We start from the raw sequence: 11,403 nt of genomic DNA on the forward strand, positions 1-11,403 counted from the left end.
TTAAGTCCCTATTAATACATTTAAACTGATTAGATGCTATTTTAAATAGGTTATATTGTCAATACGCGCTTGAAAGTATACGAAATAGTGATATAAGTTTACAAATTAATATATATATTTTAGAGATTCATGGCTAAAGAAGAATTACTTGAATTTAAAGGAAAAGTAGTAGAGCTTTTACCAAACGCGACTTTTAGAGTGCTTCTTGAAAACGGGCATGAGATTATTGCTTATACTTCCGGAAAAATGAGAAAAAACAGAATCAGAGTTTTAGCCGGTGATGATGTTACCGTGGAAATGACTCCTTACGATCTTTCTAAAGGAAGAGTGAAACATAGACATAAAGACGGCATACCTGCTCCTGTTGAGGAATAATGCCTAAACTTATCCTTGCCTCAACCTCACCGAGAAGATTATCTTTACTTAAGCAAATCGGATACACACCCGACCTCATCTTTGCCCCTGAGATAGATGAAACTCCTCTCAAAAAAGAGCTGCCTTCAGCTTTAGTAAAAAGATTATCTTATGAGAAGGCTAAGAAAGCGCAAAGAGAGTATCAGGATGATATAATACTTGCAGCTGATACCGTGGTTGCAAGAGGAAGAAGAGTTATCGGAAAACCTGAAGGAACAGAGGAAGCGCGCGTTTTTCTTAATTTTCTCTCAGGTCATAGGCATAGAGCCTATACGGGAGTTTCAGCAATATACAAAGAAAAAATAATTACTAAAGTTTCACATTCCACAGTTAAATTTAAAAGAATTTCTGCCGAAGAGTTGGATTTATATATAGCTTCTCAGCAGTGGGAAGATAAATCAGGCGCCTATTCTATTCAGGGTATGGCTAATATGTTTATAGAATATATTATCGGCTCTGATACGAATGTAATCGGGCTAAACTTAAATATAACTTACAAAATCTTAAATTCTTTAGGGTTGAAACCGACGGTCGGAAGCTAAAGCATCTAAATATTTATGCTTAACTGCTTAGTTGCAAAAGCACTTAGCTGTAATTCTATACAGAAGATAACTTACATATAAATTAAGCTTGGCAATAAAATACAGCTATTTTAGAAGCACACCTTTATGCATATAATTAATATGTGCTTATATTTTAATTACATATCTTATATTAATAACTTAAGATAAAAAAATTACTTAAGAGTTAAATCTTTATTACAATTCAACTTTAAGCTATGATATTTGTATAAACTGCTGAGCATATTGTCGCAATAGATTCTTTTACCCGCCCTTTCCTTCTTCTTAAATCGAATATAAGAAATTGATTAATAACCTTACCTTTCATAAGCTCACTAATCTCCTCTTCAAGCAGCTCTTGTTCAAAGCGCAATCTCTCTAATTCTTTAAAATATTTTATTTCTTCAATCATAAAAAGCTCTAAAAGCCAGTTAATATCACCATTGTAGCAGGAATAACTAAACCCTATACCCCATATATTTAACAAAATCTTAATAAAAAGTTAACAAAAAAATTTAAATTTATAAAACTGCACATTCCTGCAGCCTCTCGATTAAGTAAAAATTCTTTCAACCCATTTTGACATTATATCAAAAATAAATAATTATTACACTTAATTTTTGTTATTTTTTAATATAAATTAACTTTGTAGGTCATATTTATTTATTAGGCATTAAATAACTTAGAAAAAATTATGAATTATAAAAACTTGTAAATATTGTGATTTATTACTATTCTATGATGTGTAGTGTTTATTGGTAATTGGAGATAAAATTAAATGAATATTCATGAGTATCAGGCAAAACAAGTGCTTGCAAAATATGGGGTATCGGTACCGACGGGAGAAGCAGCATTTAGCGTTGAAGAAGCAGTTGCTGCGGCTAATAAGTTAATTCCGGCTGATACTAAAGACAAAGATTCTATTTGGGTAGTGAAAGCTCAAATTCATGCAGGCGGCAGAGGTAAAGCTGGTGGTGTTAAGGTTGTTAGAACCATTGAAGATGTAGAAGCGGAAGCAAAAAGAATGCTTGGCATGACCCTAATCACAAAGCAAACCGGTCCTGAAGGAAAAATGGTGAGAAGGCTTTATATTGAGAAAGGCTCTCATATTAAGAAAGAATATTACTTATCTTTAGTTCTTGATAGAATGACAGGCGGCTTGGTGTTTATAGCATCCACCGAAGGCGGAGTGGAAATTGAAGAAGTAGCTGAAGCCCATCCTGAAAAAATAGTAAAAGTTGCAGTTGACCCTGCATATGGAATTCAGGATTTTCACCTAAGAAAGATTGCTTTTGGGCTCGGCTTCGAAGGTGATAAAGTTAAGGCTCTTTCTAAGCTTGCTCGAAGCTTATATAATGCGTTCATCGCAACAGATGCTAATCAAATTGAAATCAACCCGCTTATTGAAACTACGGACGGTAGCATATTAGCACTTGATGCAAAAATTAACTTTGATGCGAATGCTCTTTACAAGCACCCTGAGATCGCCGAACTTCGCGATGAGCATGAAGAAGATCCGCTTGAGGTTGAAGCTCATAAAGATGATCTTAACTATATTAAGATGGAAGGGAACATCGGTTGCATGGTAAACGGTGCCGGGCTTGCGATGGCTACTATGGATATCATTAAGCTTTACGGCGGCTCACCTGCAAACTTTTTAGATGTTGGCGGCGGAGCAACTAAAGAAAAAGTTACTAAAGCTTTTAAATTAATTCTTTCGGATAAAAACGTAAAAGGCATTTTAGTTAATATCTTCGGTGGAATTATGAGATGCGACATTATTGCGGAAGGAGTAATTCATGCTGCTAAAGAAGTCGGCGTGCAGGTGCCTGTAGTGGTAAGGCTTGCAGGAACAAATGCTGATAAAGGCAAAGAAATGCTCTCCTCTTCAGGGCTTGCTTTAATTCCGGCAAATGATTTAGCTGACGCAGCTCAGAAAATTGTAAGTGCAATCAAATAATTTAAAGGTTAATAAATGTCTATTCTGGTAAATTCTAATACTAAAGTAATATGCCAAGGTTTCACCGGAGCACAAGGCACTTTCCATTCCGAGCAAGCAGTTGCATACGGCACGAAAATGGTTGGTGGTGTTACTCCCGGCAAAGGCGGCACAACACACTTAAATCTTCCGGTATTTAATACCGTAGATGAAGCGGTTAAAAAAACACAAGCTAATGCGTCAGTAATTTATGTCCCGCCTGCATTTGCAGCGGATGCTATTTTAGAAGCAATAGATGCTCAAGTTGAGCTTATAGTTTGTATCACCGAAGGTATCCCAGTCTTGGATATGGTAAGAGTTAAACGCGCATTGGTCGGCTCAAAGTCAAGGCTTATCGGCCCCAATTGCCCGGGCGTTATCACCCCGGATCAATGTAAGATCGGTATTATGCCGGGTTACATTCATAAACCCGGTAAAATCGGTATTGTATCAAGATCAGGTACTTTAACTTATGAAGCGGTTGCACAGACTACTGCTGTAAACTTAGGGCAATCCACCTGTGTCGGAATTGGTGGTGATCCCGTAAACGGTACTAACTTCGTAGATGTACTGGAACTTTTTGTAAAGGATGAAGAAACCGAAGCAATTATTATGATCGGTGAAATCGGCGGTACTGCTGAAGTCGATGGTGCAAACTTTATTAAAGAGTCAAAAACCAAGAAACCCGTAGTCGGGTTCATTGCGGGAATAACTGCACCTCCTGGTAAAAGAATGGGGCACGCAGGTGCAATAGTTTCAGGCGGACAAGATACGGCTGAAAGCAAGATCGAAGCAATGAAAAGTGCTGGTATATTTGTTTCCGAGTCTCCTGCAAGCTTAGGAACTACAATGCTGGATGCATTAAAATCCAAATAAGCTTTATAACTAATCACATTTTAAAAGCACTATTAGTTCCGAAAAAACTAATAGTGCTTTTTTATCAGAAAAATTATGTAAGCAAATCTGGAGATAGTAAAAATGATATGTTAGAAATTATTAAAATTAAATCGTGAGTATATATAATGCGTATTATCACCGGAAAACATAAAAACCGAAAAATACTTACCGCCTTAAAAGGTAACAATGCTAAAAACTTTAGGCCAAGCACCGAAAAAACTCGAGAGGCTATTTTTAATATTATTAATAGCGCAACCTTTGAAATTGAAAATTTTATGAAAAGTGCAAATGTACTTGATTTATTTTGCGGCTCAGGTGCATTAGGCCTAGAAGCATTATCGAGAGGTGCTAAATTTGTAACTTTTATTGACAAGGAACCATCTCATATTGCGATCTCTAAGCAAAACGTAGAAAATTTTAATGAGCTTACAAACTCTGAATTCATAGTCTGCGATGCTACAAAGCTTAAAAGCAATTATAAGAAATATAATTTAATTTTATTAGACCCCCCTTACAATATACCAAATATTATCACCTCTTCTCTTAAAGCTTTAGAAGAAGGCAATTGGATTGATAACCAGAACTTTATAATTATTGAGCACGCCAAAAGAGACAAGTTTGTTTTAAGCCCGGAATATGAAATTCTCTCTTCAAAAGTATATGGCTCTTCAGCACTCACAATTTGCAGATTTTTAGGCCATAAGTAAAAAAATGCTTGTTTTATGTGATAACTATGATATATAAATGACCCATGACAGGATGATCCCGTAGCTCAGTTGGTAGAGCAATTGACTTTTAATCAATTGGTCACGCGTTCGAGTCGCGTCGGGATCACCACTTAAAATAAGGGTTCGCCTTATTAGCTTCAGATTAAAAATTCTTCCCGTGCTACTCTAGTGCTACTTATTGCTCTTAATTTTTAAGCTTAGATGATTTAAAGTTTAGTTTTTTGTTAGCAGTCAAAGGAAAGAACGAGCAAATTTTTAGCTTAATATTATAACTTGCATTCAGGTTACCCATTTTTATAGTGCTATTTTAGTAACGAGATTCAGACTATAATATTTCATTTCTAATTTATAAGCCCGGATTAATTATTTTTCTGGGTTACCATAAAGTTATTTAGTGCATATTCTATCATCCCTTGGCAGAAAGCTTTGGCAATTTCGTTTGATGCTTCCTTATTTTCCAACAGGAATTTATATAATATAGCTGTTAGAGTATTAACATCATCTTTTGAAGGAACTATATTTGCATCTTCGATTATTTGAAATACTATTTCTGAAGCTTTCTTCAATATTTGAGTATTTAGTTCTGAATTATTTAATATAGATGTCGGGCTTTTTTTATTGATGTATTCAAATAAATCTATACCTAGGGCAGTAGAGATTTTTTCAACGGTTTCTTTTTTTTTTATATTCTTGTAAATTATATTATCTATTGCTTTTCGAGATATTCCAATATTTTTAGCAAGATCAGCGGTAGTTAAATTTTTAAAGAATAAAATTTTACGTATGATTACCCCAATTTCACTCATTCTAATATTTTAAAATCCACATTATTAATTATAGCTTGTAAACTAGCAGCTGTATTAGGTAATGTCTATATTTCTAAGACGGGTAATGAAAAGATACCCTTTACTTTATGCACAATTTTTGTACAAATATTTCTACTTTTACTTGCATAATAGTTTATGAAGCTATATAATAACAAAAAAGAGCAGCTAGCGCTAACTAACTACTCTTTTTTATGTGAGGTCTGATAGAGACCCCTAAAACAACCAAGTTTAGTCTATCAAACCTCCGTTAAAATACAAGTAAATTAACCGATAACTATACCTAATAGTTATTAATACTTAATGGAGCGTTTATAAAAGATTCAGCACAAGCACAAATCTATGGCACAATGGCAAGAGATCTGGAAATTCATCATGATTTAAGCAGAAAAGCATATGGCATTGCTACCATAACCGTAAATAAAGCTATAGGATATGATCCTACCACGGGAGAAGAGATATTTGAGCCCAGATGGTTTAAAATTCATATTACCGATGAAAGCTTAACTAACTTTTATAAACCTTTACTACTTAAAGATAGAAAAGCTATCTTTGTCGGGGAGCTGGACATTATACAGGCCGGCATGGATGTCAAGTCATTATTAAAGTAGATAACCGCTTAGGAATAGCTCTTATGCCTAAGGCATTCAATGATTAAAAAAGCATTTTAATTTTTAGCATTTAAATGAAACATAATTGATAAGAAGTAGAACATTGCTGATAAAGCAATGTTCTACTTCTTATTTATGGAGTTATGCATATGTTAAGTACATAACTATTTTTAGGATATTATAATCAATCTTCTTGTACAAGAAGAATAAAAACTTTACAAAAAGAAGATTAGTAAAATATTCATATCCCGCTATAAAACCCAGTAAATAAAAAATTTAAAAAAAATATTTTATTAAATTATTATAGAAATAAGAAACTACTAACTCATTTTTTATTTTTTTCTTGAATTAGGTGCACTTCTTTTTCCTTCGGCAGAAGAGCAGTGATCATTATGCTCACGTGTTGATGTGTAATGGTTAGAGCTCATCTTATTACTTAAATCTTTTAATTCATTAGTAACCTTATTACTTAATTTTATAGATATATTTTTATTTATTTTCCAGCTATCTGTAAGTGTTGTTGTAAATTGCTTGGCAACAAGCTCCCGCTCACCACAACTTCCTATTAGAGGAAAAGCGGCAAAAGCAATATGTAAATGTCTTGAAGCTACTAATATTAAATCATCAAGGTCATTTGTTCTTGCTATTGCTCTACGTGATAATTTCCTAGTAGCTTCTGCGTGCTCAAGTAATGCACCACTACCTTTAATTTTCGGATAATGAAATAATTGCCATAAATTATCTGCAACCAAACCAACGCCATGTTGAGTTAAGCTGTGATTAGGTGAATACTCCTCCAAATCCTTTTCTATTTTACTTAAATTATTTAATGCATTTTGAACCCTTGTACCTTCGTTTCCCTCAGGAGCATAACCAGGAATCCGTAAAAATGTAGTTTTAGGTATATGGTTATAAAAAGTTAAAATCACTTCTGCTATATCGCTAAGCGTTGTGCAAATCAAATAGTAATTTCTTTGTAGTTTTCTATCTTTATCTTCTTCAAACCTATTTAATCTAAGACTATATGACTCTATTTGCTTGACTAATTGATTAGATAACTCAGTTTGTATATTTTTTAATTTAGAATTTTTAGGATTTTTTTGAACGATTCCTTCTAGTTCTGCAAGCTGTGCTTCCATAGAATTCAAATTATTTCCTTCGCTTTTGAGATCTTGTTCCATCTTCCTAATCTCTGTTAGTTTAAAACGTTGACTGTTATATGACTGAAGAAAGGGTGTTACTTGTGAATAGAGCTCGTTCCTATCGTTTCCATCGAGAATAGAAATAGCGCTAAGAAAGTCATAGAGTCTAGATCTTTGTGGTCTAGGATCAACAGTCATAGCATCGTTGTCATTAATAATGATCCCTTCTACAGCTCTTTTTATGCCACGCTCTATTAATCCATATGCTGTAACATGGTCTCCTTGCGCAGAACCTAGAACTGACGTCCCTCTACCTTTAAGAGCAAGTTTAAATTCTCTATCTTTATGGTCTATTCTAAATTTTGCAACAATCTGCTTGCTTGGTTCATTTCTCATCTTCCAACCAGTTTTTCAGTATATATACTTAGATTTCGAATATATTGTTAGTAAATTTTTAAGCAAAACATAATATATAAAAGGTATTATATAAATATTAAAGTTTTACTTAACTTAAAGTAATTATTGATGTAAATCAAATAAATTACTTTCCTTCTTATTACAATTAATTTTTAGACTATAAAGAATGGAGAATACAAACCAATTTTATTTTTTTGATTAACATTAAAACTAAACATATTCAGGCTGTTTAGAAATTGAATCAATATAGTATAATTACTTGATGGCTTATATATTTTTGTAAATATTTAAATATTCACCACCCTTACCAATTGTATATTAAACAACATAGCTCATGCTTTAGTAACTTGTTGCTGAATATAAGGGATATTAGTATTCTTTGCCCCCCAAGTATTGGAGGAAGCAAGTAATATCTCAGGGTTATATATTCTCTTTGGTTAAGGTTAATTTTTCCATCCAGAAGAACCGTTATACCTAACTCTTTACATTTATGGTTTATCTTATCCCATAAGTACTTATTTGCATTATTCCAATTATTTATAACCAACTTAGGTAGTAAAATATATTCGTATTTATTATAAGAAAACTGTCATAAAATCGTGTAAAGCTGTTATATCTGTGATAGGTAGAGGTATATAGTTTAAAACCAGGATTGAAAGTTATAACATGTATCACTTTTTATATCAGCATTAACTTTACTTTCAATTTGTAGCGACTGATAACGATAGTCACAAGATTTAGACAAATTAGTTAATATAAAGAATTTTTAGTAACCAACAATACAAGCTTCTTTATTATTTTTAGTTCTAATATTGTACTCAATACTTTGTGTGGTATATCGCAAATGACTGTCTGTGTATATTTTTTCTATACTTGAAGAACCATTGAGCACTCTAAGAGAACTAGGTGTCAGATCTTCTAAATCAGTAAGATTTACTTCGCGAAGCTTTGGTAATTCGGTTAGTACTGTTAAATCATCAACCTTGGTATCGCTAATTGATAATATTTTCAAATTTCTTAAGTTCTTAAGTTCGGAAATATCACTTATTGAGTTGCTTGTAAGATATAGCTCCTCTAATGAACTAAGCTGTCCTATACCTTTAATACTTTTTAAGCCTATTTCCGTTAAATCTAATATTTTTAATCGGCTATTTTTCAAAAATGCAATGCTAGGAATTTGATTTTGCCTTAGATAAAGTTCAGATAAATTTTCTAGTTTATTCAAAGTTTTGAGATCAGTTTTACTTGATAAATTATTACCACTAAGGTTAAGAATCTCTATTTGTGGAAAATTTTGGATAAATTTAATTTGTGTAAGCTCATTATCACTTAGATCCAACTCTATTATACTTGGATCATTTAAGGGCAAATATTTTAAGATGCTTTTATCACTTATATTTTTATTACTAAAATCTAAAACTACGCTTTTCATATACCATCTCCTTATTTTATACTAAAATTAACTTAAACTGTCTAAATATTAACAAACTTTCCACGCCTTTTCAATTTTAATTACTTAGTACAATTATTAATAATATATAAATTTATTCTCTCACTATGTAATCCAGGTTACACCTTACTGCATGCTCTTCCCTTAACGGAGAAAATATTTTTTGAATTAAATTTATTACTACATTCTCAACTTTAAATGTACCTTCCTTATATAAATCCCGTAGTTTTCTTAACCGTTCAATATAAAGCTCCATTGGTTCATTAACTATTTTCTCATAAATTTGTTGAATACTATAATTAACTGGTTTGATCTCGGTATATTGCCCCCTCCTGTTTAGGCTATATTCTTTTTTAGGCATTATTACCGTTTGTTGATATTTGTGAGAAAACTCCTTTTCAGTCTCAGCTTTTATCCTATGTGATTCTTTTTGGCGAAATTCATCTCCCGTGACTAAGCCGGAAGCTGTAAACGTCGGAAGATAAAAACCTAAACAAGATGCTATTGTTGAAGCATTATTAGCCATCCCTTTATGGTCAAGTTTCATAGCATATTTACACTTCATTCCTATATTTCTTAATTCTTGCTCGGATTTATTAAAATGGATTTCGATATTATTTACTTTTCCAGGGTACTTCATAGATAAAACATTAAAGATATTTTGGCAAAATCCATTAATTTTATCATAATCATTATTGAAGTATTGATGTGAGGTAAATAGCTTTGCAGGGTCAGTTTTTCTACTATTAAGATTAACTTCATCTGCTGTATACTCTTTTATTATTCCGTTAAGTTCTTTGTTAAACATTCTTTCATATCCCTTTTTCTCTTCATCATTATCACCACTTATAAATATTTCTTTTAGTATTTTTTTATAAAGTAAAAATGAATCCATCAATTTACCAGCAATGATAACCTTATTAGGTTTATGATTCTCAGCAAACAATTTACTTAATCCTATTGATTCAAGTATCCCTTTTTCTCCTCTAATTAAACCGAAACATAATATATTGTTAGGGCGCTTAACTAATATATCTATGATTTCTTCCTCTCTTGAATCTACAGACGATGTTCTTGCGCCTAAAATAAGCTCTTCACTTATGGGGTCAACAGTATAAATGCCTGATATGAAAACGCCCTTTCTTTTTTGTTGATCTAGATTTAATTTCCAATTTTTAATATCTCTTAAGCTTGTATATCCCTCTTCTAACTTTTCCACTTCATCAAGAGGAATTAATCTATGTGGTCTCAGATGCCCAATTCTCTTAAGATCATCAATAGTTTTCTCATAATTAGTTATGTCATGTGTATTTAAAAAATGAATTTTATCCGCTAAAAATAATTGCTGTCTTAACATTTCCACGGCTTTAGGAAAATGTTCTAGCGATCTTTTAAAGAATTTATATTCTAGGCAGTTAACTACTATTTTGACATTTAAACTTTTAAGTTCTTTTATAAAGTCTTGTGTAAATAAGGAGCCACTTCCTCTTTGGATTGGTTGTTCACTAGTTATGTCTATCTCATCTAATCTACTTCCTATATAGAATATTTTATCTTTATCATTATAGTCGTTTTTAAGGATTTCAAGTAGTCTTTCTTGAAGTTTTTTAGTAGATAATATAGCATGGTCACCTATAGAGATTATTTGCTTTTTATCTATTAAAGCTAGTTTATCTTCAGGGATAAAATTTTTATTTTCTATTACTCTTATAGTATTTATACCTATTTCATTAAACTTTGCTACAAGCTTATCCATTAAGTCTCCATCTCCTTCTCGAAAGCCGTCCAGCTCAGAATTAGAAACAAAAATTATGGTATTTTGAAACTTTAATTTTTCTTCATTATTAAGTGTATAAAAAGAATCATGTTCTATTGTATTAAATAAGCTTTCTTCCTCAATTTCAACCTCAGCCTCAGCCTCAGCTTCAGCTTCAGCATCTACTTCTTTTTCCTTTTCTTTCATTTTTATCTGTATATTTATTAAATTACAACGTTTATATAACAAGTATTTACCATTTTCTATATTTATTTTTAATTAAAACTAGAAGTCTAATCTTAATGGTCATTATTTGTATTTAATATTATATTGATAATAGAAATTAAACTTATTATCTAAAATTATTTCCTCAATTCATAGATTTTCAATATAGGCTTACCTATTGCCCGCCATAACCAGAGGTATATTAAACAACTTGATCATGTTGCTCAAATCAAAGTTGAAGTATATTTTCCCTATACCCTGTTATTTAAGTGAGTTTAACCGATTGAGGCATACCCAGGTTAGTCATTTTGTTAAGCATATGGCAACCAAGTAATGTTTCTGTATCTTGATTGTCCCATTTTCTAGATCTTAGTTTCGCACCTATAATGCTTTTATATCGG

11 protein-coding genes, 1 tRNA gene and 1 pseudogene are annotated in these 11,403 nt (G+C 32.0%); 7 read left to right on the forward strand and 6 right to left on the reverse strand.

All coding sequences use genetic code 11. The features are described 5' to 3' along the window. The first annotated feature begins 129 nt into the window (after window positions 1-129). Both infA and NF27_RS06745 read left to right on the forward strand, forming a co-directional pair. Entirely contained in the window at window positions 130-375 is a 246-nt protein-coding gene (gene infA, locus NF27_RS06740) for a translation initiation factor IF-1 (protein ID WP_038538349.1), read from the forward strand. Beyond that, the gene (locus NF27_RS06745) at window positions 375-956 is read left to right on the forward strand and encodes a Maf family protein (RefSeq protein WP_039457288.1); all 582 of its coding nucleotides are present in this window, start codon (window positions 375-377) and stop codon (window positions 954-956) included. The genes infA and NF27_RS06745 overlap by 1 nt, the downstream gene beginning before the upstream one ends. A 229-nt stretch (window positions 957-1,185) precedes the next feature. Here NF27_RS06745 and NF27_RS06750 read toward each other — a convergent pair whose 3' ends face one another. Beyond that, the gene (locus tag NF27_RS06750; protein ID WP_152606862.1) at window positions 1,186-1,461 is read right to left on the reverse strand and encodes a hypothetical protein; all 276 of its coding nucleotides are present in this window, start codon (window positions 1,459-1,461) and stop codon (window positions 1,186-1,188) included. A 291-nt stretch (window positions 1,462-1,752) separates the two neighbouring features. On the opposite strand from NF27_RS06750, the gene sucC reads away from it, so the two are divergent. From sucC to NF27_RS06770, 4 genes are all read left to right on the forward strand, one after another. After that, window positions 1,753-2,934, forward strand: coding sequence for an ADP-forming succinate--CoA ligase subunit beta (gene sucC / locus NF27_RS06755; protein WP_039457293.1), 1,182 nt, complete (start codon window positions 1,753-1,755; stop codon window positions 2,932-2,934). Window positions 2,935-2,949: 15 nt separating this feature from the next. Beyond that, a complete protein-coding gene (gene sucD / locus NF27_RS06760) occupies window positions 2,950-3,828 on the forward strand; it encodes a succinate--CoA ligase subunit alpha (RefSeq protein WP_038538362.1) in 879 nt (292 codons plus the stop codon). 146 nt (window positions 3,829-3,974) lie between these two features. Further along, a complete protein-coding gene (gene rsmD / locus NF27_RS06765; RefSeq protein ID WP_053332651.1) occupies window positions 3,975-4,556 on the forward strand; it encodes a 16S rRNA (guanine(966)-N(2))-methyltransferase RsmD in 582 nt (193 codons plus the stop codon). Between the two features lie 54 nt (window positions 4,557-4,610). Beyond that, a tRNA-Lys gene (locus NF27_RS06770) sits at window positions 4,611-4,686 on the forward strand. Between the two features lie 250 nt (window positions 4,687-4,936). Here the strand turns inward: NF27_RS06770 and NF27_RS06775 are convergent. Continuing rightward, window positions 4,937-5,383 (reverse strand): helix-turn-helix domain-containing protein, encoded by a 447-nt coding sequence (locus NF27_RS06775; protein WP_039457300.1) that lies wholly within the window; start codon window positions 5,381-5,383, stop codon window positions 4,937-4,939. Between the two features lie 368 nt (window positions 5,384-5,751). Here NF27_RS06775 and NF27_RS06780 point away from each other — a divergent pair, with 368 nt between their 5' ends. Beyond that, window positions 5,752-6,012: a hypothetical protein gene (locus tag NF27_RS06780; protein WP_039457302.1), complete on the forward strand. Its 261-nt coding sequence runs from the start codon at window positions 5,752-5,754 to the stop codon at window positions 6,010-6,012. Window positions 6,013-6,344: 332 nt separating this feature from the next. Here the strand turns inward: NF27_RS06780 and NF27_RS06785 are convergent, their stop codons facing one another. From NF27_RS06785 to NF27_RS13030, 4 genes and pseudogenes are all read right to left on the reverse strand, one after another. Continuing rightward, window positions 6,345-7,550, reverse strand: coding sequence for a hypothetical protein (locus NF27_RS06785; RefSeq protein ID WP_039457305.1), 1,206 nt, complete (start codon window positions 7,548-7,550; stop codon window positions 6,345-6,347). A gap of 787 nt (window positions 7,551-8,337) precedes the next feature. Continuing rightward, a complete protein-coding gene (locus NF27_RS06790) occupies window positions 8,338-9,003 on the reverse strand; it encodes a leucine-rich repeat domain-containing protein (protein ID WP_039457307.1) in 666 nt (221 codons plus the stop codon). A gap of 112 nt (window positions 9,004-9,115) precedes the next feature. Continuing rightward, window positions 9,116-10,984 (reverse strand): hypothetical protein, encoded by a 1,869-nt coding sequence (locus NF27_RS06795; protein WP_039457309.1) that lies wholly within the window; start codon window positions 10,982-10,984, stop codon window positions 9,116-9,118. Window positions 10,985-11,267: 283 nt separating this feature from the next. Next, window positions 11,268-11,403, reverse strand: a pseudogene (locus NF27_RS13030) (IS5-like element ISParac1 family transposase); the annotation flags it as partial.

The sequence above is a fragment of the Candidatus Jidaibacter acanthamoeba genome (genome assembly GCF_000815465.1).
In the GTDB taxonomy this organism is placed as follows: Bacteria; Pseudomonadota; Alphaproteobacteria; order Rickettsiales; family Midichloriaceae; genus Jidaibacter; species Jidaibacter acanthamoebae.

Bases quoted from the DNA above. Each gene is read 5' to 3' on its own strand.
- infA (WP_038538349.1), top strand. From the start codon at position 130: ATGGCTAAAGAAGAATTACTTGAATTTAAAGGAAAAGTAGTAGAGCTT.
- NF27_RS06745 (WP_039457288.1), top strand. From the start codon at position 375: ATGCCTAAACTTATCCTTGCCTCAACCTCACCGAGAAGATTATCTTTA.
- sucC (WP_039457293.1), top strand. From the start codon at position 1,753: ATGAATATTCATGAGTATCAGGCAAAACAAGTGCTTGCAAAATATGGG.
- sucD (WP_038538362.1), top strand. From the start codon at position 2,950: ATGTCTATTCTGGTAAATTCTAATACTAAAGTAATATGCCAAGGTTTC.
- rsmD (WP_053332651.1), top strand. From the start codon at position 3,975: ATGCGTATTATCACCGGAAAACATAAAAACCGAAAAATACTTACCGCC.
- NF27_RS06775 (WP_039457300.1), bottom strand. From the start codon at position 5,383: ATGAGTGAAATTGGGGTAATCATACGTAAAATTTTATTCTTTAAAAAT.
- NF27_RS06780 (WP_039457302.1), top strand. From the start codon at position 5,752: ATGGCAAGAGATCTGGAAATTCATCATGATTTAAGCAGAAAAGCATAT.
- NF27_RS06785 (WP_039457305.1), bottom strand. From the start codon at position 7,550: ATGAGAAATGAACCAAGCAAGCAGATTGTTGCAAAATTTAGAATAGAC.
- NF27_RS06790 (WP_039457307.1), bottom strand. From the start codon at position 9,003: ATGAAAAGCGTAGTTTTAGATTTTAGTAATAAAAATATAAGTGATAAA.
- NF27_RS06795 (WP_039457309.1), bottom strand. From the start codon at position 10,984: ATGAAAGAAAAGGAAAAAGAAGTAGATGCTGAAGCTGAAGCTGAGGCT.